Source organism: Arthrobacter sp. NPDC093128 (assembly GCF_040683875.1).
GTDB lineage: Bacteria > Actinomycetota > Actinomycetes > Actinomycetales > Micrococcaceae > Arthrobacter.
Genome location: NZ_JBFBEY010000003.1, coordinates 26,901 through 52,415, shown reverse-complemented (window position 1 = coordinate 52,415; position 25,515 = coordinate 26,901). Strand labels below are relative to the sequence as shown.

General features: G+C 66.8%; 23 protein-coding genes. 6 read left to right on the top strand and 17 right to left on the bottom strand.

Annotation, left to right across the window (positions count from 1 at the left end; all coding sequences use genetic code 11):
• Positions 1 to 30: 30 nt before the first annotated feature.
• The 10 genes from aroC to AB0N24_RS03985 all read right to left on the bottom strand — a co-directional run bounded on the left by aroC (position 31) and on the right by AB0N24_RS03985 (position 11,029).
• Positions 31 to 1,230, bottom strand: a complete 1,200-nt coding sequence (aroC, locus tag AB0N24_RS04030; protein ID WP_364120781.1) for a chorismate synthase — start codon at positions 1,228 to 1,230, stop codon at positions 31 to 33.
• Between the two features lie 26 nt (positions 1,231 to 1,256).
• Complete coding sequence (locus tag AB0N24_RS04025) at positions 1,257 to 2,117, bottom strand: shikimate dehydrogenase (RefSeq protein WP_364120778.1); 861 nt, start codon at positions 2,115 to 2,117, stop codon at positions 1,257 to 1,259.
• Entirely contained in the window at positions 2,114 to 3,844 is a 1,731-nt protein-coding gene (gene mltG, locus AB0N24_RS04020; protein WP_364120775.1) for an endolytic transglycosylase MltG, read from the bottom strand. The genes AB0N24_RS04025 and mltG overlap by 4 nt, the downstream gene beginning before the upstream one ends.
• Entirely contained in the window at positions 3,841 to 4,440 is a 600-nt protein-coding gene (gene ruvX / locus AB0N24_RS04015; RefSeq protein ID WP_364120773.1) for a Holliday junction resolvase RuvX, read from the bottom strand. The genes mltG and ruvX overlap by 4 nt, the downstream gene beginning before the upstream one ends.
• Before the next feature lie 7 nt (positions 4,441 to 4,447).
• Entirely contained in the window at positions 4,448 to 7,126 is a 2,679-nt protein-coding gene (alaS, locus tag AB0N24_RS04010; protein WP_364120770.1) for an alanine--tRNA ligase, read from the bottom strand.
• A gap of 191 nt (positions 7,127 to 7,317) precedes the next feature.
• Entirely contained in the window at positions 7,318 to 7,548 is a 231-nt protein-coding gene (locus tag AB0N24_RS04005) for a DUF6167 family protein (RefSeq protein WP_181038795.1), read from the bottom strand.
• A gap of 19 nt (positions 7,549 to 7,567) precedes the next feature.
• A complete protein-coding gene (locus AB0N24_RS04000; protein ID WP_028269108.1) occupies positions 7,568 to 7,942 on the bottom strand; it encodes a DUF948 domain-containing protein in 375 nt (124 codons plus the stop codon).
• 145 nt (positions 7,943 to 8,087) lie between these two features.
• Positions 8,088 to 8,714, bottom strand: a complete 627-nt coding sequence (rpsD, locus tag AB0N24_RS03995; RefSeq protein WP_137322917.1) for a 30S ribosomal protein S4 — start codon at positions 8,712 to 8,714, stop codon at positions 8,088 to 8,090.
• Between the two features lie 265 nt (positions 8,715 to 8,979).
• Positions 8,980 to 9,378, bottom strand: a complete 399-nt coding sequence (locus tag AB0N24_RS03990; RefSeq protein ID WP_364120765.1) for a cupin domain-containing protein — start codon at positions 9,376 to 9,378, stop codon at positions 8,980 to 8,982.
• 223 nt (positions 9,379 to 9,601) lie between these two features.
• Positions 9,602 to 11,029: a replication-associated recombination protein A gene (locus AB0N24_RS03985; protein ID WP_364120762.1), complete on the bottom strand. Its 1,428-nt coding sequence runs from the start codon at positions 11,027 to 11,029 to the stop codon at positions 9,602 to 9,604.
• Between the two features lie 52 nt (positions 11,030 to 11,081).
• On the opposite strand from AB0N24_RS03985, the gene AB0N24_RS03980 reads away from it, so the two are divergent.
• Positions 11,082 to 11,729, top strand: a complete 648-nt coding sequence (locus tag AB0N24_RS03980; protein ID WP_364120759.1) for an acVLRF1 family peptidyl-tRNA hydrolase — start codon at positions 11,082 to 11,084, stop codon at positions 11,727 to 11,729.
• Between the two features lie 14 nt (positions 11,730 to 11,743).
• On the opposite strand, the gene AB0N24_RS03975 is transcribed toward AB0N24_RS03980, so the two are convergent.
• The 5 genes from AB0N24_RS03975 to AB0N24_RS03955 form a co-directional block, all read right to left on the bottom strand.
• Positions 11,744 to 12,067, bottom strand: coding sequence for a 2Fe-2S iron-sulfur cluster-binding protein (locus tag AB0N24_RS03975; RefSeq protein ID WP_364120756.1), 324 nt, complete (start codon positions 12,065 to 12,067; stop codon positions 11,744 to 11,746).
• 9 nt (positions 12,068 to 12,076) lie between these two features.
• Entirely contained in the window at positions 12,077 to 13,390 is a 1,314-nt protein-coding gene (locus AB0N24_RS03970; RefSeq protein ID WP_364120753.1) for an FAD-dependent oxidoreductase, read from the bottom strand.
• Positions 13,383 to 14,669, bottom strand: coding sequence for a cytochrome P450 (locus tag AB0N24_RS03965; RefSeq protein ID WP_364120750.1), 1,287 nt, complete (start codon positions 14,667 to 14,669; stop codon positions 13,383 to 13,385). The genes AB0N24_RS03970 and AB0N24_RS03965 overlap by 8 nt, the downstream gene beginning before the upstream one ends.
• Before the next feature lie 146 nt (positions 14,670 to 14,815).
• The gene (locus tag AB0N24_RS03960; RefSeq protein WP_364120747.1) at positions 14,816 to 15,583 is read right to left on the bottom strand and encodes an IclR family transcriptional regulator; all 768 of its coding nucleotides are present in this window, start codon (positions 15,581 to 15,583) and stop codon (positions 14,816 to 14,818) included.
• Between the two features lie 21 nt (positions 15,584 to 15,604).
• Entirely contained in the window at positions 15,605 to 17,365 is a 1,761-nt protein-coding gene (locus AB0N24_RS03955; RefSeq protein WP_364120744.1) for an FAD-dependent oxidoreductase, read from the bottom strand.
• Positions 17,366 to 17,499: 134 nt separating this feature from the next.
• Here AB0N24_RS03955 and AB0N24_RS03950 point away from each other — a divergent pair, with 134 nt between their 5' ends.
• The 5 genes from AB0N24_RS03950 (at position 17,500) to AB0N24_RS03930 (ending at position 22,669) form a co-directional block, all read left to right on the top strand.
• Positions 17,500 to 18,285 carry an IclR family transcriptional regulator gene (locus AB0N24_RS03950; RefSeq protein WP_104173009.1) on the top strand — a complete coding sequence of 262 codons (786 nt, stop codon included), beginning with the start codon at positions 17,500 to 17,502 and terminating at the stop codon, positions 18,283 to 18,285.
• A 120-nt stretch (positions 18,286 to 18,405) separates the two neighbouring features.
• Positions 18,406 to 19,167, top strand: coding sequence for an SDR family oxidoreductase (locus tag AB0N24_RS03945; RefSeq protein WP_364120742.1), 762 nt, complete (start codon positions 18,406 to 18,408; stop codon positions 19,165 to 19,167).
• A gap of 94 nt (positions 19,168 to 19,261) precedes the next feature.
• The gene (locus AB0N24_RS03940; RefSeq protein ID WP_364120739.1) at positions 19,262 to 20,950 is read left to right on the top strand and encodes an FAD-dependent oxidoreductase; all 1,689 of its coding nucleotides are present in this window, start codon (positions 19,262 to 19,264) and stop codon (positions 20,948 to 20,950) included.
• A 1-nt stretch (position 20,951) separates the two neighbouring features.
• Positions 20,952 to 21,266, top strand: a complete 315-nt coding sequence (locus AB0N24_RS03935) for a Dabb family protein (protein WP_364121617.1) — start codon at positions 20,952 to 20,954, stop codon at positions 21,264 to 21,266.
• A 26-nt stretch (positions 21,267 to 21,292) separates the two neighbouring features.
• Positions 21,293 to 22,669 (top strand): MFS transporter, encoded by a 1,377-nt coding sequence (locus AB0N24_RS03930; protein WP_364120736.1) that lies wholly within the window; start codon positions 21,293 to 21,295, stop codon positions 22,667 to 22,669.
• A 142-nt stretch (positions 22,670 to 22,811) separates the two neighbouring features.
• Here AB0N24_RS03930 and AB0N24_RS03925 read toward each other — a convergent pair whose 3' ends face one another.
• On the bottom strand, positions 22,812 to 23,603 hold the full coding sequence (locus AB0N24_RS03925) for a GNAT family N-acetyltransferase (RefSeq protein ID WP_364120733.1): 792 nt from the start codon (positions 23,601 to 23,603) through the stop codon (positions 22,812 to 22,814).
• 77 nt (positions 23,604 to 23,680) lie between these two features.
• Positions 23,681 to 25,486 (bottom strand): aspartate--tRNA ligase, encoded by a 1,806-nt coding sequence (aspS, locus tag AB0N24_RS03920; protein ID WP_364120730.1) that lies wholly within the window; start codon positions 25,484 to 25,486, stop codon positions 23,681 to 23,683.
• Positions 25,487 to 25,515: the final 29 nt, after the last annotated feature.

Genomic DNA, 25,515 nt, shown 5'->3' with positions numbered 1-25,515 from the left:
GCGCTGCGCCGTTCCTGCTGCTGACCGGCACTACTGGCCGATCGAGTCCAGGGACGCCGGAATGTTGTCCAGGTAACCCTTGATGTTGCGGGCCGTCTCCGCGACGGAATCACCGCCGAACTTCTCTGCCACAGCCTCAGCGAGCACCAGCGCCACCATGGCCTCGGCCACGACGCCCGCGGCCGGGACGGCACAGACGTCGGAGCGCTGGTGGTGGGCCTTGGCGGCCTCCCCGGTACTCACGTCGATGGTCTTCAGGGCGCGGGGAACGGTGGCAATGGGCTTCATGGCTGCACGGACGCGCAGGACATCACCAATGCTCATGCCGCCTTCGATGCCGCCGGCCCGGTTGCTGGTGCGGATGATCCGGCCGTCGGAATCCTTGACGATTTCGTCGTGGGCGGCGGAGCCGCGGCGGGAGGCCGTGAGGAAGCCGTCGCCAACCTCCACACCCTTAATGGCCTGGATGCCCATCAGGGCAGCGGCAAGGCGGGAGTCCAGGCGGCGGTCCCAGTGAACGTAGCTGCCGAGCCCGGGCGGAAGGCCGTAGGCGAGGACCTCCACCACACCGCCGAGGGTTTCGCCTTCCTTGTGGGCGGCGTCAACCTCGGCCACCATGGCGTCCGAGGTTTCCCGGTCGAAGCAGCGGAGGGGATCTGCGTCAAGGGCTATCACGTTGGCCGGCACGGGCAGCGGGCGTCCCTCGGGCACGGAGACGCTCGCGATGGAAACTGTGTGGCTGACAAGTTCGATGCCCAGCTGCCTGAGGTACTGGGACGCCACGGTGCCCAGGGCGACACGGGTGGCGGTTTCGCGGGCGCTGGCACGCTCCAGCACCGGGCGGGCCTCGTCGAAGCCGTACTTCTGCATTCCCGTGAAGTCGGCGTGGCCGGGACGGGGCCGCGTCAGCGGTGCGTTGCGCGCCTGGTCGGCGAGGATGTCGGGGTCCACGGGATCTGCAGCCATGATCTGCTCCCACTTGGGCCATTCGGTGTTTCCCACCTGGATGGCCACAGGGCCTCCCTGGGTGAGGCCGTGGCGCACGCCGCCGAGGACGGTCACCACGTCCTGCTCGAACTTCATCCGGGCTCCGCGGCCGTAGCCGAGGCGCCGACGGGCTAGGGCATCGGCGATCTGGCTGCTGGTGAGTTCAACACCGGCAGGCACGCCTTCAATTATTCCGACCAGTGCCGGACCATGGGATTCACCGGCAGTCAACCAACGCAACATACAATCCATCCTGCCACGTAGGGCGGTTAGAACACTCGTCGGGGTGCCCCGACTGCGTCACACATCACATCTATGACATCGGCCGTGACGTCGTCGCCGAGGCCGCTGAAAAACCGGACCTGCTCCACCGCTTGGTACAGCAGCATCTCCAGCCCGGGCACCACAGCGCCGCCGCCGTCCTGCCAGACGGAGGCAATCCGGCTGGGCCAGGGATCGTAGGCGACGTCCAGCAACACTCCCGGCGTTGCGGCGCGGAGGCCGGCGAGCTCATCCGCCAGGGCATCGGCCCCGCGGGGCGGCAGGGTGGAAATTACGACGTCGGCAGCCGCCATTGCGGCGGCGGCGCCGGCCAGCGGGAGGACGCGGATCGGGAGTCCGACGCCGGCGGACGCCGCGCGCGCTTCGGCAGCACGTCCGGTGTCGCGCACGAAGACGTCAGCCGACGGCGCCCCCAGATCCTTCAGGGCCGCGATCGCTGCGGCGGACGTTCCGCCGCCACCAAGGATCACGGCCGTCGGCGCGGCCACCACGCCGGCATGCCGCACGGCGTTGACGATGCCCGCGACGTCGGTGTTGTAGCCGATCCGGCGCACGGACGTCCCGTCGGCCTCGAACACCACCGTGTTGACGACTCCGAGGATGCCGGCCACGCCGCGGACCTCGTCAACCTCAGAAACCATGGCGGTCTTGAGCGGCATGGTGACGGACAGTCCCCGCCACCCGGGCTCGCCGCGGACTGTCTCCATGAACGCCGGCAGGTCCGGAACGGTCACATCGATGGCGGTGTAGTCGATCTCCACACCCAGCCGGGCGTAGGCTGCGCGGTGAAGGGCCGGGGACTTCGAATGGCTGATCGGATGCCCAAGAACGGCAGCCCGGAAGGTCACGTGCAACGTCCTGCGTTTGCGGCGCACCAGGCGTTGTACTGCTCCACGTAAACGTTGTGCTCAGCCAGCGTCTTGGAGAACTTCGTTTCCTTGGTGTCCAGGTTGATGGTCACCCAGTACATGTACTCGTTGGCCTTCGGCTTGGCAGCCGCATCGATCGCGTTCTTGCCCGGTGATCCGATGGGTCCCACCGGAAGGCCCTGATTGGCGTATGTGTTGTACGGGTTCGACTTGTCGGCCTTCTGGTCCTCGTCGATGTGGAAGCTCTTGATGCCCAGCCCGTAGGTCACTGTGGCATCGGACTGGATCAGGCCGGCGGTCTCGGTGTTGTTCGGCTTGAGCCGGTTGTAGATCGCCCCGGCGACGTCGCCGTACTCGGCCTGCCCGCCTTCGGCCTGGACGATGCTGGCGACCGTCACGACGTCGTACTGTTTCTCCGGATCGGTGACACCCTGCGCCTTGAGCTCGTCAACGGTGGCGGTGACCAGGGTCTGGAGGATCTCCTTCGCCGGTGTTCCAAGCGGGAAGCGGTGCTCACCGGGCGCCAGGTAGCCTTCAAGGTTCTTGGCCTTCGCCGGGAGCCCGAACTGGGCGGGGGCGTCGCTGAGCGCTTTGAGCTGGGTAACGGGAATGCCTGATCCGTCGGATATGGACTGCAGCGACTCGCCGATCCGCAGCCCTGCGCTCAAGGCGAAGTACATCACTTTGCCTTCGCCCTTGCCCAGCAGGACGGCGACGGCATCGGAGTTCTTCATCTCCTGGCGGAACTGGAACTCGCCCGGCGCAATGGTGCCGCCGGATGCCGTGAGCTCGTGCAGGAAGGTGTCCGGGTTGGCAATGACCTTCTGGTCCGCGAGCTTGGTGGCAACAGACCTGGTGCCTTCGCCGGGTTCGACGGACACGTTCACTTGTCCGGTGCCGGGGCCGGGGTAATCGGCAATGGTGTCTCCGCCCAGCAGCGGCTTCAGGAACTGGGCTCCTACCACCAGCGCGGTGACGAACACCGCGAGAGTCAGCAGCAGCGCCAGCCAGCGGCGCCGGCGGCGGACCTTCTTGGACTTGGCCGGGACCCCTGCCACCGGGGAGCCTGCGCCCATCAGCGGGTGGCCCGGCTCGTCAAAGTGATGGTCGGGATGGTCTCCCCCGGCATAGGCGTCGGCGTCATCGTAGACATGGTGCGCCTCGTCCTCGTGGTGGTCCGCATAGTGGTGCTGACCGGGCTCTGCCGCCAGGCCGTCGTGTGGATCGTAGGCGTGGGGGTCGTAGACCCCTGGTGTATCAGGGTGCAGCAGCTCGTGGTGCACCGGTTCCTCGTGGTGGAGGAGTTCCTCCTGCACCGGGGCCTCGTGATGTACCGGTTCCTCGTGATGTACCGGTTCCTCGTGATGGACCGGGGCCTCGTGGTGCACCGGCACTTCGTGCTGCTGGACCGTGGGCGGAGCGTCGGGCATCTCGGGGGCTGCCTCATGCACTGACGGCGGTGCGGGCGGCACGCGGGGTGCTTCCGCGGGCACAGCGGCGGACTGCGGGCCGGTGACGCCCGTCGGGCCGGCAGCGCCGGAGCGAAACTGCGGCGAGTGGCCGGTTTCAAATGCCTGCGGTGGGACGACGTTATGGCCTTCGGTCGCCAGGGACTTCTCCCTGGCCCGAATTTCCTTGCGCGTCAGCTGACGTCCGGAGTCACTGAATTCGTCACCTGAGGACTCGCCGCTGTTGACCGGGCTCACTGTAGCCTTCCATCGTCTGAAGATTGCACGTCGTTTCCGGAGACAGCCTGCTCAGCGCCTTCCGCTGCGGCGTCCCCGGAAAGCCCCGGCTGGGAGACCGCGAACACGCGGCTTCCAACATCCGTTCCCCTGGCTTTTTGCATATCGATTGCGTGCTGGAGAATTCCCGCAGCGGCAACCTGATCCACTACCTTACGGTGATTCCGGCTGCTCATGCCAGCTTCGTGCAGGTTGCGGTGCGCTGCCACTGTGCTCAAGCGTTCATCAATCAGCTGCACCGGAATGGTTGAGCCACGGCTCTCCAGCGCGGCCACCAGCAAATGTGCATAGTCCGTCGCCATCCGGGCCGAAGCGTGCTCTTCGCCCTTGAGCGTGCGCGGCAGGCCAACGAAGATCTGGACCGCGCCAAGCTCGCCGGCCAGGGCCGCCAGCACACGCACGTCCGTGTTCTTCTTGGCGTTCCGGTCCAGCGTTTTCAAGGGTGTGGCCAGGATGCCGTCGCGGTCGCAGACAGCGACGCCCACGCGGACGGTGCCCACGTCCACCCCCAGTTTGATGCCCTGGGGGTAGACGCCGGGTGCAGCAGATTGATTCACAGTTCGGTTATCGCCTCGTGATGGCGTCCACGACGGCGGTGAGCGCCGCCGGTACCTTCGTGGCGTCCGTGCCGCCGCCCTGGGCGACGTCGTCCTTGCCGCCGCCGCCGCCGCCGAGGATTCCGGCCGCCAGACGGACCAGGGCACCGGCCTTGACGCCCGCTGTGCGGGCTGCCTCGTTGGTGGCGACCAGGATCACGGGGCGGTCGTTGCTCACGCCGGCAACCGCCACGGCGGCCGCCGCGGAGCCGAGACGGGTGCGCAGGTCGAGTGCGAGTCCGCGGAGGTCGTCAGCGCCGCTGACCTGTCCGGCGTCGTGCGCAATGACCTTCACCCCGGCGGCATCCTTGGCGGTGCCGACCAGCTGCGCTGCGGCTGCGGTCAACTGCTCCTTGCGCAGGCGCTCCAGTTCCTTTTCAACGGTCTTGAGCTTGGTGAGGGTGGTGGCGATGCGGTCTGCAAGCAGGCCGGACGGCACCTTGAGCATTTCGGTGAGCTCCGTGACGAGCGCACGTTCGGCAGCGAGGTGCCGGAATGCCTCCATGCCCACAAAGGCCTCCACGCGGCGGTTTCCGGAACCCACGGACTGGTCGCCCAGCAGGGACAGGCTGCCGATGAGCGAGGTGTTGGCCACATGGGTGCCGCCGCAAAGCTCGCGGGACCATGCGCCGTCGATCTCCACGACCCGGACTTCGTTGCCGTAGTTCTCGCCGAAGAGCGCCATGGCGCCGAGCGCCTTGGCCTCGGCAAGTGCCATGACCTTGGTATCCACCTGGAAGTTGTTCCGGATGGCGATGTTGGAGACTTCCTCGATCTCGGAGCGCGTTGCGGCGCTGAGGCCCTCGCCCCAGGCAAAGTCGAAGCGCAGGTAGCCCGCTTTGTTGTACGAGCCGCGCTGCAGGGCCTCCGGGCCGAGGATCTGGTGCAGGGCAGCATGCACGATGTGCGTCCCGGTGTGGGCCTGCTCCGCCGAGTGGCGCCGCTCCCGGTCCACGGCGGCCTGCACGAGGGAGTCAGCACCGATTTCACCCTCGCGGACAATTGCCTTGTGCACGCTCAGGCCCTTGACGGGCCGCTGGACGTCCAGGACCTCGACGACGAATCCGTCGCCCGTGATGAGTCCGGTATCGGCTGCCTGCCCGCCGGCCTCGGCATAGAACGGGGTCTCCGCGAGCACAAGCTCGATCTCCTCGCCCGTAGACGCCTGGGAAACCTTGCGGCCGCCGGCAAGGATGCCGCGGACCTTGGATTCGCCGGCAAGCTCGGTGTAGCCGGTGAAAACGGTCTCGCCCTCGGCCAGCAGCTCCTGGAAGGCACTGAGGTCCGCGTGCGAGCCCTTCTTGCCCTTGGCGTCGGCCTGGGCGCGCTGGCGCTGCTCCAGCATGAGCTTCCGGAATTCGGGCTCGTCAACCTTAAGGCCGGCTTCTTCCGCCATTTCCAGTGTCAGGTCGATCGGGAAACCGTAGGTGTCGTGCAGGGCAAAAGCGTCGGCGCCGGACAGCGGCTGGCCGGCCGCCTTGGAATCCTTGACCGCGTCCTCGAGGCGGGCCGTGCCGGATGCGATGGTCCGCAGGAAGGCCTTCTCCTCGGCGTAGGCGATGCGGCTGATGCGGTCGAAGTCGGTCTCGACCACCGGGTACACGCCCTTCATCGCGTCGCGGGATGCCGGCAGGAGGTCGGGCAGGCAGGCCTTTTCGACGCCGAGGAGCCGCATGGAGCGCACGGCACGGCGGATCAGGCGGCGCAGCACGTAGCCGCGGCCTTCGTTGGAGGGGGTCACGCCGTCGGCGATCAGCATCAGCGCGGACCGGATGTGGTCGGCCACGACGCGCATCCTGACGTCGTCCGTGTGGTGCGGATCGTCGGCGGACTCGGCGGAGGTGTACTCCCGGCCGGACAGTGCCGCGGCCTTGTCGATCACGGGGCGGACCTGGTCGGTCTCGTACATGTTCTCGACATCCTGCAGGATCATTGCGAGGCGTTCCATGCCGAGGCCGGTGTCGATGTTCTTCTTGGGCAGTTCGCCGGTGATGTCGAAGTCCACCTTGGAGCGGACGTTGTCGATCTGGTACTGCATGAACACGAGGTTCCAGATTTCGACGTAGCGGTTCTCGTCGGCGATCGGGCCGCCCTCAACGCCGTAGGACGGGCCGCGGTCGTAGTAGATCTCGGAGCAGGGCCCGGCCGGGCCGGGCTGGCCGGTGGACCAGTAGTTGTCTGCCTTGCCCATCCGCTGGATCCGTTCGGCGGGCATGCCCGTGTTGGTGAGCCAGAGCTGCTCGGCCTCGTCGTCCTCTTCATAGACGGTGACCCAGAGCTTCTCGGGCGGCAGGCCGTAGCCGCCGTCGTCAACGCCCGTGGTGAGCAGTTCCCAGGCGAACTTGATGGCGTCTTCCTTGAAGTAGTCGCCGAAGGAGAAGTTGCCGCACATCTGGAAGAAGGTGCCGTGGCGTGCCGTCTTGCCGACTTCCTCGATATCGCCGGTCCGGATGCACTTCTGCACGCTGGTGGCGCGGTTGTAGGGCGCCTCTTCGCGGGCCGTCAGGTACGGAATGAACGGCACCATGCCGGCCACCGTGAACAGCAGGGAGGGGTCGCTGGAGACCAGGGATGCGGAGGGCACCGCCGTGTGTCCCTTGCTGACAAAAAAGTCGATCCAGCGCTTGGTGATCTCCTGCGACTTCATAACCTGGTTACTTACCCTTCTTGGTGTACTGCGTGTAGTTCTGGTGCGTATGGGTCAGATGCGTGAGGTCACGCAAACGCGTGGCTGCCTGGGCATCTGCCGGGCTGCCGGTTTAATTCTCCCCCACTGGGGGCGGTGCAATGTCCGCCCGGACACGGGACTGGCTGGCGGGCTGTTCCGGGTGGAGGGCGCTAGCGCCGCGCCACGTCCTGGCTGTCGATGCCCAGGGCTGTCCGCAGCTCGGTTTCGCGTTCCTGCATTCCGTCCCGCACGGCGTCCGCGAAGTCGTAGATGCCGTCAGCCAGGCGGCCCACCGCCCGGTTCAGGCCTTCGGGCCCAAGGGTGGACTGCGCCTCGGTGATTTTGCGGAACGCGATGACACCGATGGCGACGCCGATTCCCATCCAGAGAATTCTTTTCATTGAGTGCTCTCCGTCTGGATTAGCGGCTGCGGCGGCCGGTGGCGGGTTTCTTGCGGGCTGACAGGGCGGAGCGGACACCGTAGCTGAAGGCTGCCACCTTGATCAGCGGGGATCCCACCGTCGCAGCCACGAGTGATGAGAGCGCGGAGATGTTGGCTGAGGCGTCCGAGACGTTGGACGAGATGCCGTCAACCTTTTTCAGCTGCTGGTTGGTGGTGGAAACCGTGGCCGTGACTTCGTCCATGAGTGGCGTGGCGCCGTCGCTGATTGCGCGGATGGACGTCCGGACTTCGTCAAAAACCCGTCCGAGCTTCAGGATCGGCACGGCGAGGATCAGCACGAGGAGCGCAAACACCCCTGCCGCGATCAGGCCGGCAATATCGCCACCAGACATAGACGTTCATCTCCTTGTGATTCCGTGGACTGCTGCGGGTTCCGCGGCGGCATCGTGGCCGCTGTTGCGGAACTCCCCCCAGTACCTTACATACAAAGAAGCCCGCGGCGCTTGCCACGGGCTTCTTTGGATACGCTGCTGGTATTTAGCGTGCGTAGAATTCGACGACGAGCTGCTCTTCGCAGGTCACGGGGACCTCGGAGCGCTTCGGGCGACGAACCAGGCGTGCCTGCAGGGCGTCAAGCTTGACGTCCAGGTAGGCCGGGACGATCGGCAGGACGTCGCGGTGTGCGCCGGCCGCTGCAACCTGGAACGGAGGCATGGTTTCGCTGCGGCTGTGAACGTGGACCAGCTGGCCCTCGCCGACGCGGAAGGACGGGCGGTCAACGCGGATGCCGTCAACCAGGATGTGGCGGTGCACAACCAGCTGGCGGGCCTGGGCGATGGTGCGGGCGAAGCCGGCACGCAGCACGAGGGCGTCGAGACGCATTTCGAGCAGTTCGATCAGGTTTTCACCGGTCAGGCCCTTGGTGCGGCGTGCTTCTTCGAAGGCACGGGTCATCTGGGCTTCGCGGATGCCGTACTGGGCGCGCAGACGCTGCTTTTCGCGCAGACGTACGGCGTAGTCGGAGTCCTGCTTCTTGCGGGCACGGCCATGCTCACCGGGGCCGTACGGGCGGCGCTCCATGTACTTGGCGGCCTTGGGGGTCAGAGCAATGCCGAGTGCACGCGAAAGGCGTGCGGTACGGCGAGCACGAGTGTTGTTAGCCACTTGTGTCCTTCCAATATCTGCGGTGTGTCAGTGTTACTGGCCTCCACGATGGAGAGCATCGGCCAACCGCTGCCTTTTGCTACTGGGCACAGGGCATAACCACACCACAGCATGAAATGCTGAAAATCAGTGGATTGTGCGTCCGTGCCTTGCCAGACAACGAACAATCCTACCACGATGAGGGCCGCGGCCCTGATCGGCCGGAGCCAGGTCAGGCACAAAGGTCAGTGCGCCAAGGTCAGGGCGCTGTCAGATACCGGTGCAGTCAGATCCGGGCGTGGACACCGTGGCTGGACGGCCGACCGAAGGAGGCGGCGCCCAGGAACTCCACTGCGACGAAAGGCTCGGACCCCACTACCCACTCATCGTGGCCGGGCGGAAGCGTGTAGGTGTCGTTGGCGTGGATCGTGGAACGCACGCCGTCGGCGGTTTCCACTTCCAGGACCCCGGAGACACAGAATCCGAGATGGTTGTGCTGGCAGAAGTCCGTCTTCTCGAAGGGCTTGCTGCTCTCCGACCACCGCCAGCCCGGATTGAGAATCAGACGGGCCACCGAGTAGTCGTTAACGGTGACAAGATCGAACTCCGCCTTGTCGGGGCAACGCTTCTTGTCCGGGATGTCAAAGGATTTTACGGACAGTGCTGTGACGAAATTTACGGACATAGGACACAACCTGGGAACTGGGAAGAGGGCGCATGGGGGTGGTGCCGGGCTTGTGTTGTGCCAGCCCCGACCTGGGGCCTGAGTGTACGAACAACCGGCATTTTTGCTGATGTCCCCCCTCAAGGCACGCACGTTCAACAGATCCGTGCTGACGTAATTCAACGTTAGCCCTCCGCCGCCGGAAGTCAACGGGTAACGCCCGGGAGCGTTCGGACGGGGCCGGTCAGCCGCCGCGGATGATCTTCCGCAGCCGCTCCAGGCGGGTGGAAATCTCGCGCTCGGCGCCATTGGCGGTTGGCTGGTAGTAGTCCCGGCCGACCAGGTCATCCGGCGGATATTGCTGCGTGGCAACGGCATGCGGGGCGTCGTGCGCGTACTTGTAGCCTTGCCCGTGCCCGAGCTGTTTGGATCCCGGGTAGTGTGCGTCCCGCAGGTGGGCGGGGATGCCGTTGCCCAGGCCGGCCCGGACGTCGGCGATGGCTTTGTTGATCCCCATGTACGCGGCGTTGGACTTCGGGGCGGTCGCCAGATGGACCACGGCTTCAGCCAGCACGATGCGGCCTTCAGGCATGCCGATCAGTTGCACGGCCTGGGCAGCAGCAACGGCGGTCTGCAATGCCGTGGGGTCGGCCATGCCAACGTCTTCCGCGGCCGAAATCACGATGCGGCGGGCGATGAACCGTGGGTCCTCCCCCGCTTCCAGCATGCGCGCCAGGTAATGCAGCGAGGCATCGACGTCGGAGCCCCGGATGGATTTGATGAAGGCGCTCGCTACGTCGTAGTGCTGGTCCCCTGCCCGGTCATACCTGACGGCTGCAACATCGAGGGCACGTTCGGTGTGCCGCAGTTCCACGGTGACGGGGCCGTCGTCGGCGTCGTCGGCATCACCGAAAGCCACGCCTGCCGCCGCCTCCAGCGCCGTCAGCGCGCGGCGCGCGTCGCCACCGGAAAGCCGGACCAGGTGGGCCAGCGCTTCATCGCTGAGCTCCACTTTCCCGTTCAGTCCGCGGGCATCGGTCGCGGCCCGCTGGACCAGTCCCTCAACGTCCGCATCCGTCAGCGGGCGGAGCGTCAGCAGCAGCGAACGGGACAGCAGCGGCGAGACCACGGAAAAGGAGGGATTCTCGGTGGTGGCGGCCACCAGCACCACCCAGCGGTTTTCGACGCCGGGCAGCAGAGCGTCCTGCTGGGCCTTGTTGAACCGGTGGATCTCGTCGAGGAAAAGGACAGTGGTGGTTTTGTAGAGGTCCCTCGCGGTGAGCGCTTCGTCCATGACGCGCCGCACGTCCTTCACGCCCGCGGTGATGGCGGAGAGCTCCACGAACTTCCGGCCGGGGCCTTTGGCGATCACATGGGCCAGCGTGGTCTTGCCGGTTCCCGGCGGACCCCACAGGATGAGCGACGTCGGTCCGGCCGGCCCGGCGGAGTCGGCCCCGGCGCCGGCAGCCAGCTGCCGCAGCGGGGACCCCTGTCCCAGCAGGTGCTGCTGGCCCACCACATCGTCGAGGGTCCGGGGCCGCATCCGGACCGCAAGGGGGCTCCGGGGCTGCGTCCGGCCGGCTGCCCGCCCGGAAACCGCCGAACCGGACGGCGCCGCTGTCCCGCCGTCGTCGTCGTCGTTATCCGGCCCCTGGCCAAAGAGATCATCCACATAGATAGGCTACGTCTAGTTCAATGACCCCACAGACAACGGAGACCAAGCCATGCCCACCCCAGAGTCCCGAGTGGCGTTTGTCTCCGGTACCCGGCTGCCGGGGTGGGTGGAGCGCTTCGCCGCAAGCCACGGCACCCTTACGGAAGAAGAGCCCGACGGCGGCCTGCAACTGTCCGCGGCCGACGGCGCCGTGGCGCTGCTGCACGCCCCCTGGCCGGCGGACGGCCGGCCCGGGACAGGAACCGACGCGGTGTCGCGGCTCGCGTCGCTGGCGGCGCAGTCCCGCACGCTCGGGTTGGTGCTTGTCCGCCGCGGCGGCTATTCCGTGGCGGTGGTCCGTGACGGCGCCGCCCTGGCATCCAAGACGGGCACACGGCATGTCCAGTCCAGGACCGCGGCCGGCGGCTGGTCCCAGCAGCGCTTCGCCCGGCGGCGAGCCAACCAGGCCGATGCCCTTGTCGAGGCCGTGGCGGAGCACGCCGGCCGGATCTTCGGCGGCCACCGGATCGAGTACCTGGCGCCGGGCGGCGACCGCACGCTGGCGGAGGAGGTTCTCGCCGAACCCGTGCTGAAACGCTACGCGGCGCTGACCCGGCTGCCGTTCCTGGACGTTCCGGATCCGCGCGCCACGGTGCTCAAGCGGGCGGCCGCAGACCTGTGTTCGGTGCGCATCCTGGTGACCGACCCGCCGGTTTAGCCCCGCGGCCGCCGTTACTCCTCGGGAGCCAGGATGACCGTGGCTCCGTTGAGATCCCGGCTGAAGCCCAGCTGGCAGGAGAGCCTGGAGCCGCACTCCCGGTAACCCTCGGCTTCGACGAGCAGTTCCAGTTCATCCTCGCTGCGCTCCCCCAGGGTGTCGAAGACCTCCTTCTCGAGGAAGACGTGGCAGGTGGCGCAGGAGGCAGTGCCGCCGCAGGAGGCGAGGACCGGAAGGTCGTTGTCACGCAGGGCCTCCATCAGGGTCTGGTCCGGTTCCCATTCGAGGTTGTGGGTGGAGCCCTCGCGGTCGACGACGGTGAGTTTGTTGTTGCTCATGGCGGTTCCTTAGATTCGGGCTGCTGCAAGGGCAGCGTCAGCGGGAGTGGGGTCAGCGGGAGTGGGGTCGTTGAGAATGGCGTCGATAAGGGGGATGCCGGGATCGGCTGCCAGCGTCGGGTCGATCCGCGTCCGCTGGGCAATCAGTTTCCTGGCCGGCCGGAAGTCGGCCAGGTTCGCGATGGTGTCGGCGGCGGCGAGCCGGCCGTCGCGGAGATAGACCACCGAGAACTTGCCGGTAGCGGGGTCGCCGCGCACGATGACGTCGTCGTCGGGGTGGCGCACCCCGGCAGTCTGCAGCCGGACCCCGTGCTGGACGGTCCAGAACCAGGGGATTTCCGGAGCTGCGGCGTCCTGGCGGGTGATGTGGGCGGCAACCCTGTCGGCCTGCGCCAGCGCGTTTTGGATGCATTCCAGTCGCTGGCTGGCGCCGTCAGTCGGGCTGGTGAACCGGGTGACGTCACCGGCGGCGTAGACCGCGGGGTCGGAAGTCCGGCCGTCCCCGTCCACCAGGATGCCGTCCCGGCACTCGAGCCCGGCGTCTGCGGCCAGCTCCTGGTTGGGCATCACCCCGATCCCGGCCAGTACGACGTCGGCGGGGAAGACGGTGCCGTCCGCCGTGATTACACGCTCGGCCCGTCCGACTCCTTCAATCGCTGTCACGGCGGCGCCAAAGACGAACCGGACGCGGTACTGTCCGTGCAGCCGTTCGAAGTGGTGCGATACAGGCGCTGAGGTCACGCGGCTCATCACACGGTCCTGAAATTCCAGCACCGTGACCTCGCAGCCTGCGGCGGCAGCGGCAGCCGCGACTTCCAGTCCGATGTAGCCTGCGCCGATGATGGCAACACGGGCTCCCCGAACCAGCCGCCGCTTGAGTCCGAGGGCGTCATCCCTTGTCCGCAGGGCCCGGACCCCGGGAAGACCCGCGCCGGGCACCGTCAGTGGCCTGGCCCGCGAACCCGTAGCGATGACGAGGCGGTGGTAGGCATGACGGCTGCCGTCTGACAGCAGGACTGTCCGGCCCTGCCTGTCGATGGAGTCCGCGGTGATGCCCGCCAGCCGGTCGATGTGCTTGTCCTGGTAGAACTTCTCCTTGCGCAGCACGGCCGACTCATCGGGCGAGCCGTCCTTCAGGAGTTCCTTGGAAAGCGGCGGACGTTCGTAGGGCGTCTCCTTCTCCGCGTCGAGCAACAGAATGCCGCCTTCCCAGCCCCGGGCACGGAGTCCCGCGGCGACGGCAACGCCGGAGTGTCCGGCACCAACGATCATGACCGGAGGAGTGGCTCCGATCTTCGGTTCCTGCTTCATCGGCTCACGCATTGGCCTGCTCCAGGTTCACGTGGAGGTGCTCCGGACCCGAGTTCGTCAGGTTGTTTCCACGCACGTATTCGATCGGCTTCTTGGGATCGACAGCCAGGGATCCCAGCTTTTCGGCGAGGAGCTTGACGGTGACCAGGACCTCGAGCCGCGCGAGGGGAGCCCCCAGGCAGCTGTGGACTCCGTGGCCAAAGCCGAGATGGCCGTCGGTGTTGCGGTCGATGTCGAAGCGCTCGCCGTCGGGATACTTGCTGCTGTCCCGGTTCGCGGCGGCGGGCAGCAGGCGGACAATGGCGCCGGCCGGAATTGTCACCCCGGCAATCTCCACTTCCTCCGTGGTGATCCGGCTGGCCCGCTGCACCGTGCCGCGGTAGCGGGCCAGCTCCTCGACAAAGAGGTTTGCGTCGTCCGGGTTCCGGCGGATCCGGTCCAGCAGCCCGGGCTGTTCGCTGAAGGCGCGAAACGCGTTGGCCAGCAGGATGGTGGTGGTGTCGTGGCCGGCGACGAACACAAAGGCGCAGAGTTCCTTGGCTTCCTTCTCACTGAGCAGGCCGCCCTTCCACATCCGGGCGATATGGCCGCCGACGGAATCGCTCTCCTCCCGGTAGAGGCGCTCCATGGTGTCCTTCAGGTAGGCAAAGAACTCGAAGGTGCTCTGCTCGTCGGTGCCGGTGCCCTGGGCATTGCGGGCGAGCCTGCCGAAGTAGCTGAAGGTTTCGTCGGACCAGAATTTCATCTTGTCGAAGTCCTCGGCCGGCACGTCGAGCAGGGCGCTGATGGTGGACATGCTGAGCGGGATGGCGTAGTCGTCCACGGCGTCGCCGCCGCGGGCGGCGAGCATCGGGGCCAGGTACTTTTCGGCGTTTTCGCGGACCCGGTCCTCGAAGCGGGCGATCGCCTTCGGGATGAAGGCCTGGGCAACGACCTGGCGCAGCCTGGTGTGGTTGGGGGCGTCGAACAGGGTGAGGAAGGTCAGCGGAACCGGGTCCACAACCTGGGAGGAGAAGACCTTCGGGGCCCGCATGGCCCGGCGGACGTCGTCGTACCGGGAAATGAACCAGACGTCCGAGACGGGTGAATGGGCCCGGAGTACGGGGGCGTTCTCCCGCATCCATTCGTAGTGTGCGTAGGGGTCGCCCTGCGTTCCGTCGTCGACGACCTTGAACGGAGCCATGCCCTCGGGCCAGCTCAGGTCGTGCGAATACGGGGGCAGTGTCGTGGCCTCGCCGGGCCGGGCCCCGGCGGCAGGTGCTGCTGAAAACTCTTTCGTGGCAGGAGACATCATTGTCCTTTGTCGAAGTTGGAGAACGTGATCCACGTCTCAACCAACAATGCCTACCGCTCCCCCGCCCCACCCATAGGCATTCCGATCATCGGTTGTGAAAGTCTGCGCAGCAGCATTCGAAGCCGGCCCTGCAAGGGGAAGGCTTAGCGCCTTGGCGCCTGCGCGGCCTTCAGGGCCCGGGAAATCCCGTGGGCGGCCGTCAGCAGCGCAGGGACGGTCAACGGAACGGCGGCTTCCCGACGCGGAACGATGGCATTGAGCGCTGCAGCGACAGTGTTGTCCGGGCCGAAGACGGGCACGGCGATGCCGGTCCACTCCAGGACGCCAATGCCTGGCGGCGCCACGTAGCCGCGCTGCCTGATTTCGGCCAAGTGCTTCCGGATGAGGGCAGGGTCGGTAATGGTCTCCGCGGTCACGGCCTCCAGCGGCCGCGACAGCACCTCGTCCTGGAAGGCAGGCGATGAGAAGGCCAGCAGGACGAGCCCGGATGAGGCGGCGTGAATCGGCATCCTCTGGGCAATGTGGGCCGCATCCAGGCTGGATTCAGGCGCGGACAGGCGCTCCACATAGAGCACCGTCCCGTGGTCCAGCACGGCCAGGGTGGTGTGCTGGTGCACGGCCGCCTGGACATCGCCCATAAAAGGCAGCGCCAGCTCATGGAGATTCAGTGCACGCGAACCCCGTGCGGCCAGCTCCCACATCCGCATCCCGGAGCGCAGGCTCCCGTCCGGCAGCCGCTCGATCAGGCCGTGAAGGACCAGATCGTCCACGAGACGGTGGGCGGTTGTCAGGGGAAGGCCCGCGCGGCGGGCGAGGCCGGAGAGCGTCATGGTCGGCAGGTCCCGGTCGAACGCGCTCATGAGCCGCACGACGCGGCTGATCACCGATTCACCGGTTGGTGAGTTGGCCATGGACCTCTCCGGCCCGTCGCCCTAGCCGGCGTCCACGCCGGCCCTGCGGTCCACACCGCGGGCGGCTGCGAGCCTGGCGATGTCGCGGCCCGCCCGGTAGCCGAACACGAGGGCAGGCCCAATGTGCGAGCCGTAGCCCGGGTAGCCGCCGCCGAAAACGCTCACCGCGGCCGCGCCAACGGCAAGGAGGCCCGGAATGGCAGTTCCTTCGGCGGTGACAGCTTCGGACCGTTCGTTGACGCCGACTCCGGCGAAGGTGCCCAGGTCGCCCATCTGGATCTTCGCGGCGTAATACGGGCCCTTGCCGACCGGGGCGAGGTTCGGATTCGGCTTGTGTTCAAGGTCGCCCCGGAAGTGGTTGTACAGCGTGGAGCCGCGGCCAAACGCCGGATCCTCACCGCGCTCCGCTCCCGGATTAAACTCAGCCACGGTCGCCGCGAGGCCCGTGGGGTCGATGCCGAGCTTTCCGGCCAGTTCCGCCAGGGTGTCCGCCTTGACCAGGTACCCGGTCCGGTAGAAATAGCCGCGGGGCATCGGCCAGGGCTTGGCGTAGCCGATGCCGTATTTGTGCATTGTCTTCGCATCGCCGATCACGTAGCCAAACGTCTTGTCCTCGTCCTTGTTGTGCCCGATCATGGCTCCGCCGAAGTCGTGGTAGCTCAGCGCCTCGTTTCCGAAGCGCTTGCCGTGACGGTCGACGGCGATCAGGCCGGGCAGTCCGATCGCCCGCAGGTGCGGAAAGAGCCGCTGCTTGCCGTTGAGGTACTTGAACACGGTCACCGGGGCCCAGGAGCCCACGCTGAACACCGAATCGTCGATGTGCCCGCCGGCACTGATCGCCAGGGTGGCGGCATCCCCTCCGTGGCCCACGGTCGGCGTGAAGTGGTCGTCGCCGTCGGCGTCGTGCGGAAAATACTGCTGCCGAAGTTCCTTGTTGCCGGAAAAGCCGCCGGCGGCGAGGATCACACCGAGCCGGGCCGTCACCGTGGCGGCATGCTCACCGCCGATCACGGCGCCTGTGATGGTTCCGGCGTCGTCGCGGGTCAGTGAAAGGGCGGGTGAAGAATTCCACAGGCGCACGCCCAGGTCACCGGCGCTCTTGACCATTCGGCTCATCAGGGCGTTGCCGTTGGAGCGGAGGACGGGACGCTTGTACCGGGCGGCGTCGGCCCACGTGCGCAGCAGCTTCTTCGCCACATAGACGAACGAGCTGACCGACTGGTTCACGTGGAAGAACTCGTTGATGTCGGGTCCGACCTGGGGCATATAGCCGAACACGGTGTAGGAACTCATGTACGGCTGCATCAGGAGCCGCTTGTCCCCGAGCACCCGTGCGTCAACATCCTGGGGCAGGATGGCACGGCCGGACAGCTTGGCCCCCGGCAGGTCCATCTGATAGTCCGGGGATTTCTCCGGGTAGGTGAACTTGACCTCGGTTTCGTTCTCGAAAAAGGAGATCGCCTCAGGCACGGTATCCAGGAAGTCCCTGACGCCTGCTTCGTTGTACGTCTCCGGGGCAAGGCTTTTCAGGTACGTCTCGGCGTCCTCCCGGGTGTCCCCCTGCGCCACGCCCTGCTTGTTGCCGGGGACCCATGCCCAGCCGGCGGAAATGGCGGTGGTTCCGCCGAAGTACTGCTCCTTTTCCGCAACGATCACGGTCAAGCCCTGCGAAGCGGCTTTCAGCGCTGCGGCCATCCCGGCCACGCCGGAGCCGACGACGAGGACATCACAGACAGTCTCGCTCCTGGTTCCTGCCGTGCTCATGGTTCCTGTCTTGCTCATTTGGTTCCTGCTCCGTTCAGTCGGCTGCCCGCATCCTCGCGGCAGCCGGGTGGAAGGCTAAAGCCCCAGTAGAGCCGGTGGCACCGGCACCCGGGAGGAGGATTACCATTGAGCGGGAATCCTGAGGAGGAAGCGTGGCCAATTCCGCATCGGGCGAGTCGATCATCGGCCGCTTCGTGAAGATCGTGAGCGCGTTCGACGACCGGCACACCTCCATGAGCGTCGCCGAACTGGGGCGCCGGACCGGACTGCCCGTGACCACGACCTACCGGCTGGTCAACGATCTGCTGCTCGAACGGCTCCTCGAACGCGAACCCGGCGGTGATATCCACATCGGCACCCGGATGTGGGAACTTGTTTCCCGCGGATCCAAGATGCTGGGACTGCGGGAGGCTGCCCTGCCGTTCATGGAGGACGTCCAGGCAGTAGTGCAGCACTCCACCACCCTGGGCATCCTTGATTCGGACGAGGTCCTGTACATCGAGCGGCTGGGCTCCGACAAGACCATCGTCGACATCACCAAGATCGCCGGCAGGCTGCCGGTGCACGCAACGTCCTCGGGCCTGGTTCTGCTGGCACATTCCCCCGCCGCCTATCAGGACAGCTTCCTTGCCCGGCCCCTGACGAAGTTCACCGAAACCACCCTGACCGATCCAGCTTTGCTTCGCCGCCATCTGGCCGAGATCAGGCAGCGCGGGTTCGCTGCCATGCCGGGCGTGATCGTGCCCGAATCCAGCGGCATCGCCGTCCCCGTCTTTGGGCCCGACAATACCGTCCGCGCCGCCCTCAGCGTGGTGGTGCCCCGCAACGAGGAGAACGCGGCCGCCCGGGTCCCCGTCCTGCTGGCCGCCGCCCGGGGTATTTCCAGGGCACTCGGCTGGCGGGGCGAGCTGAAGGGCACCCTTAGGCAGAGTCACTGAACAGAGCCACCTAAAATTGGTTCTTGCCGTTCATCGGCAATCGTGTGGTTCCGATCACAGCTCCCCTGCCACTCTGGCTAGGACGCAGCGAAGAGGCTGCAGGAGCACGAGGAGCACCCCATGAATCCCACACTGAACCGAGTGGCCGGAAAGACCGCCGTCGTCACCGGAGGCCGCGGCGACCTGGGCGGCGCCACCGCCGCCCTCCTGGCTGAACACGGCGCGGTCGTTGCCAGCCTGGACGTTGCCGGTATCCCGGCCGCCGCGGCCCACGCAAACATTCACCAGTACGACGTCGATGTCACCAGCGAGGCCAGCGTCGCCGATGCGATCAGCCGGGTCTGCGACGAACTGGGCACGCCGGACATCCTGGTGAACGCCGCCGGAATCATCGGCCCCGCCGGCGCCTCGCACACGGCTTCCGTCTCGGATTTTGACACGATCTTCAACGTCAACGTCAAGGGCGTCTGGCTGATGACCAAGCACGTTGTCCCCGGCATGATCGAAAAGGGCACCGGCAGCATCGTCAACTTCTCTTCCATCCACGGCATCACCGGCGGCCGGAATGTGCCGCTGTACCACGCCACCAAAGGCGCCGTCCGGCTCCTGAGCAAGTCGGATGCGGCGGCTTACGGAAGTTACGGGATCCGGGTGAACTCCATCCACCCCGGATCGATGGACACCCGGATGAGCCGCCGCTCGGCCGAACAGTCCGACATCGGCGCCGAGGCCTACTACAAGCAGCTGGTCGGCTCCAATCCGCTGCCCCGCCAGGGCCAGCCGGACGAGATCGCCTACGGCGTGCTGTACCTGGCGTCCGACGAATCGCGCTTCACCACGGGCTCCGAGCTCGTGATCGACGGCGGCTACACCGCCGTCTGACCCGGCTCCCCGCCGTCTGACCCAGCCGCATCCGGCCGCGGCAGCCCCTGCGCAAATCATGCGCAGACATTCTTCCTCCTGAAAGGCACCACCCATGAAATTCGTCAGCGGAACCGCAGCAGAGAACTACGACGTCGTCGTCGTTGGTTCCGGCGCGGGCGCACTCACCGCGGCGGCCACCGCCGCCCGTGCCGGCAAGTCCGTCGTCGTCCTCGAAAAAAGTGAACTGCTGGGCGGCACCTCCGCCGTCTCCGGCGGCATGCTCTGGGTGGCGGACAACCACCACGCCCGGAAGGCCGGCATTGCCGATTCCAAGGAGGCGGCGGCGGAGTACGTGCGTGCCGTGGCCCGCGGACGCGGCCGCGAGGAACTCCTCGACGCGGCACTGACCTACGGGGACCGGATGCTCCGCTTCGTGGAGGAGGAATGCGGCGTCCGCTTCATCTTCCTCAACAACTTCCCCGACTACAGGCAGGACCTGCCCGGCGCCATGGAGGGCGGCCGCACGGTGGAGCCCGAGCTGTTCAACAGCAAGGAAGCCCTGGGCGGTCTCAAGGAGCACGTACGCAGCGACGGCCGGGCGCCGTTCACTATGCAGGAATACGAGAGCTGGGGCGCCTTCACCAAATTCCCGTGGGACGAACTGGCCGGCCGCCAGGACGAAGGGCTCGTGGCCAAAGGGCAGGCCCTCATCTCCATGCTGCTGGCCAGCGTGGTCCGCGACGGTGCCGCGCTCGTCACCGGAGCACGGGGGCACCGGCTGCTCACCGACGGCGGCCGGGTGACCGGCGTCGAACTGGAATCCGGCGAAACCTTCCGTGCGAACGACGGCGTGGTGCTGGCCACCGGCGGCTTCGAGTGGGATAGGGCACTGGCCGACGCCATGCTCGCCTCACGGCTGTACACGATGTGCTCGCCGCCCTCGAACACCGGCGACGGGCTGCGGATGTCGCAGCGCATCGGCGGCCAGACCCGCGGCACCCGCGAAGCCTGGTGGGCGCCGATGTCCGTCACCGGCGACACGCGCGACGGGCAGCCCGTGGGCACCCTGCTCCGCTTCGAACGTCAAGGCCCCGGATCGATCATGGTGAACCGCCACGGGCGCCGGTTCGCCAACGAGTCGCAGAACTACAACGACCTTGCCCGGAGCCTGCAGTCCTGGGACTCCGCCGCGAACCGGACCCTCAACACTCCGGCCCACGTGGTTGTAGATCACGGCTACCTGGAGCGCTACGGCATCCTGGCACACCGCGCCGGCCAGCCTACGCCGGCCTACCTGATCGAGGCAGCAACCCTCGCGGAGCTGGCCGCCAAGATCAACGTACCGGCGGAAAACCTCACTGCGACCGTGGCCCGGTTCAACGAGTTCGCGGTCAAGGGCGAGGACCCCGACTTCGGCCGCGGCGAGAGCGCCTACGACAAGTACTGGGGCGACGACGGCAACCCATGGCCGAACCCCTCGCTCGGCCCCCTCCGGTCCGGACCGTTCTACGCGCTGGAAGTGGTCAACGGCGCTTTCGGCACCAACGGCGGTGTGGCGACCGACGGGCTGGCCCGGGTGCTCGACGTCGACAACCGGCCCATCCCGGGCCTGTTCGCCGCCGGCAACACCACGGAAAATGCCTACGCCGCAGGCTACCCCGGCGCCGGGGCCACCCTTGGACCGATCATGACCATGGGCTACCTCGCCGGACGCACCATCGCCGGCCAGTCACCGGATTACCGCTCCGCGGAGCAGCCCGCCGAACAGGCTGGGCCAACCATGGAACTGGTGGGTGCCTGAGATGATCCGCCACACCGTGCTCTTCAAGTTCAAGCCGGGCTTCCCGCCCGCCGACAAGCAGGCCTGGATCAACGGCCTCAACAACATGACCGGCAAGATCCCCGGCATGCTCAGCCTCAGCCACGGCGCGGATGTCCTCAACACCGAGCGCTCCTTCGACTACGCCATTGTGGCCGACTTCGAAACGGTCGAGGACATCGCGGTGTACAACACGCACCCGCTCCATGAGCCGCTGAAGGCGTACTCGTTCCCCAACAGCCAGCAGATCCTTTCGGTGGACTTCCACCTCGGGGAAGACCCCTGCGGCCACCGCTAAGACAACGCAGTCTTAAGGAGATCCCCATGCAGTCTGCATCCACAACTCAGCCCGCAACGCAGCCGGCCCTGCAGTCGGCCCCGCGGAAAACGCCGGGCAAGGCAGCCCTGGCATCGTTCCTGGGCAGCACGCTGGAGTACTACGACTTCTTCATCTACGGAACCGCCGCCGCCCTCGTGTTCCCGCACCTGTTCTTCCCTTCCGCCGACCCTGCCATCGGCCTGATCGGCGCCTTTGCCACCTTCGGCGTCGCCTACGTAGCGCGGCCGGTCGGAGGCCTGGTGATGGGCCACTTCGGCGACAAACTGGGCCGGAAGAAGATCCTGCTGCTGACCCTGGGCATCATGGGACTGGCATCGCTGGGCATCGGGTTCCTGCCCACCTACGAGCAGGTCGGCGTCTGGGCGCCGATCCTCCTGGTGGCCGGGCGGCTCGCGCAGGGCTTCTCCGCCGGCGCGGAATCGGCCGGCGCCTCCACCCTCACCCTGGAACACTCGCCCGAAGGCAAACGCGGCTTCTTCACCAGCTTCGTGATGACGGGCTATGCCTCCGGCATGGTGCTGGCCACCCTCGTGTTCATTCCGGTCACGGCCCTGCCGCAGGAAGCGATGATGAGCTGGGGCTGGCGCATCCCGTTCTGGCTCTCCATCGTGGTCCTGGCCATCGCCTACTGGGTGCGGACGCACCTGGACGAAACACCGGTCTTCGAAGAGGCACAGGAGCACCAGCAGGTCGCCCCGATGCCGCTCAAGGAAGTACTCAGGTTCCAGGGCGCTGATGTGCTGCGCGTTGTGGGCATGTCGATCATGTCCGTCATGCAGACCATCTTCACGGTCTTCGGACTGGCGTACGCCACCTCCACCGCAGGCTTTGACCGCGCTTCCATCCTGACCGTCAATGCCGTAGCCATCGGGCTGTCGATGTTCGCCATGCCGCTGGCCGCGAAGCTCTCGGACCGGGTCGGACGGCGCCCCCTGCTGCTGACCGCCGCAATCGGCTGCTCGATCACCATCTTCCTGTACTTCCTTGCACTGTCCTCCGGCAACATCGTCCTGGTTTTCGTGGCCGCTTTCCTCAATATGACGGTGCTGTACTCGGGCTTCAACGGCATCTGGCCCTCGTTCTTCGCCGAACAGTTCGCCGCCCCGGTTCGCTACACCGGCATGGCGATGGGAAACCAACTGGGACTCGTCCTGGCCGGCTTCGCCCCGATGATCGCCGGCATGCTCCTGACCCCGGGCGTCACCGGCTGGGTTCCCGTGGCTGTCTTCGGGACGGTGTGCATGCTCGTCGCAGCAGCCTCGGTGTACTACTCCCGGGAGACGTACAGGACGCCGATCGAGGAACTGGGTGCTCCTTACCTGACCGGTACCGCCCGCCGCCGGGAGCTGCAAAACCTGTGACTCCGACCGACAGCCCGAAAGGAACCACCATGCCCGTGGAGGCAACCCCAGCAACCGCGACAACTGTTGACGGCGGCGAGTTGGCCGCCTCCCCGTGGGTCGGGCTGCACTACGCCACCGAAAGCTATGCGACCGAAGGAACCTAGCAGCCGGTGAGGTGCCGCTTCGGCCGCTCCTGCCGGTAAAGGTAGCGGCCGGCTTCCCGGAAGCCGGCCCGGGCATACAGTTCCCGGGCACCGGAATTGGCCGCTGTCACCAGCAACCAGTACCCGTCCAGCCCTTGCGCCGCCCCCGCCCCCAGCAACGACCGCAGCACCCGGTTTGCGTAGCCGCGGCGCCGGGCATCCGGACGGGTTGCCATGCAGTACAGGCCGCCCCTGCTGTCTGCCCCGCCGGGAGGAACCGCAAGGCGTCCGACGGCGGCGGGCACGCCGTCGTCGTCCCTCACCATCGCGTACAGCGACCGGCAGCCTTCGAGGATTCCGCGGGCAGTGGCGAGGGATTCCCCGTCACCGCGGCCGTCAACGCGCCACCAAAGCCGCAGCCACTCCTCCGTCGGCTGTGCCGAGAGCTCGACGCCGGCGTCAGGTGCCGGCGCATCCCCGCCGGCACCCCGCACGAGGATCAGGGTCTCGGACTGGCGGGTGAAGCCTTCCTCATCGAGGACCGCATTCAGCGCGGAGCTCCGGGCATCGTCGAAGACCTGGAAGATCACGGGCAACCGGCGGTTGCGGTACCAGGCGCGCGCCTCCCGGAGCAGGGCCAGCCGTTCGTGCGGGCTTCCCTCCGGCTCCGAGCGTGGCCAGATGGAATTTGCACGCTGGGTCACGCCGCCGGCGGCGCGAAGAACCCACCCGCCGAATTCCTCCCGGTCGGGAGCGGGCCAGGCGGCGTCCATAAATGCCTCCAGGGCGGGGGTCGTCTGCCGTTCCATCGGCCTCCTTTTTAACGGCTTGGGGACAGCAAAGGCTCCCCGGTTTCCCGGGGAGCCTTGCTGACGATCAGTCCACTCTACTTGGCTGCGTCGTCGTCCTTCTTGGGGGCCTGTTCCGCCTTCTTGGCCTCGGGCTTGAAGTCAACGCCGGCCTCCTTGCGCTGCTGCGCCGTGATCGGCGCCGGAGCTGCCGTCAGCGGGTCGTAGCCGCCGCCGGACTTCGGGAATGCGATGACGTCGCGGATTGACTCCACGCCGGCCAGCAGGGCTACAACGCGGTCCCAGCCGAAGGCGATGCCTCCGTGCGGCGGAGCGCCGAACTTGAAGCCCTCCAGGAGGAAGCCGAACTTCGTCTCGGCGTCTGCCTTGTCCAGGCCCATGAGTTCGAACACGCGTTCCTGCACGTCGCGCTCGTGGATACGGATGGAGCCGCCGCCGATTTCGTTGCCGTTGCAGACAATGTCGTAGGCGTACGACAGGGCCGATTCCGGGTCCTGGTCGAAGGAGTCCATGAACTCGGGCTTGGGCGAGGTGAAGGCGTGGTGGACGGCAGTCCACTGGCCGGCACCAACGGCCACGTCGCCCGAGGCCACTGCTGCGGCGGCAGGCTCGAACATCGGGGCATCCACAACCCAGCAGAATGCCCAGTCGGAGGGGTTGATCAGGCCGGTGCGGTGTCCGATTTCGACACGGGCGGCGCCGAGGAGTGCACGGGCGGGGGTCTTCTCTCCGGCGGCGAAGAAGATGCAGTCCCCGGGCTTGGCGCCGACGGCGTCGGCCAGGCCGGAGCGCTCGGTGTCGGTGAGGTTCTTGGCCACGGGACCGGCCAGTTCGCCGTCCTCCTTGTAGAGCACGTACGCGAGGCCCTTGGCGCCGCGCTGCTTGGCCCATTCCTGCCAGGCGTCCAGCGCACGGCGTGCCTGCGATGCACCGCCCGGCATGACTACGGCACCGACGTAGGGTGCCTTGAACACGCCGAAGTTGGTGTCCTTGAAGAATTCCGTGAGTTCGGTCAGTTCCTGGCCGAAACGAAGGTCCGGCTTGTCCGAGCCGTAGCGCGCCATGGCGTCGGCGTACGTGATGCGCTGGATGGGCGTCGGGATTTCGACGTCGATCAGCTGCCACAGGGCTTTGACGATGCTTTCGCCGAGCGAAATGATGTCATCCTGCTCCACGAAGCTCGCTTCGATGTCCAGCTGGGTGAATTCCGGCTGGCGGTCGGCGCGGAAGTCCTCATCGCGGTAGCAGCGGGCGATCTGGTAGTACTTCTCGAAGCCGCCCACCTGAAGGAGCTGCTTGAAGAGCTGCGGGGACTGCGGCAGGGCGTACCAGGAACCCGGTGCGAGGCGCGCGGGGACCACGAAGTCGCGGGCGCCTTCCGGCGTCGAACGCGTCAGCGTGGGGGTCTCGATCTCAACGAAGCCGTCCTGGTGGAGCAGCTCGCGTGCCACACGGTTCGCTTCCGAGCGCAGGCGCAGGTTGCGGGCGGGGCCCGGGCGGCGCAGGTCCAGGTAGCGGTGCTTCAGGCGTGCTTCCTCGCCCACCTCGACGTGCTCGTCGATCTGGAAGGGCAGCGGATCGGAGGTGTTGAGGATGGTCACCTTCTCGGCAATGACCTCGATCTCACCGGTGGCCAGTGCCGGGTTTTCGTTGCCCTCGGGGCGCTGGGAAACCGTACCGATGATCTGGAGCACGTACTCGTTGCGGAGCCCGTGGAAGACCTCTTCTTCGCGGACTACCACCTGGGCGACGCCTGAGGCATCGCGCAGGTCAACGAATGCCACACCACCGTGATCACGACGCCGACCCACCCAGCCGGCCAGGGTAACGGTTTGTCCAATGTGCTCGGAGCGAAGGGATCCGAGGTCATGTGTGCGCAGCACAGCTTACCTTTCAGAAGGAAGACAGAGAT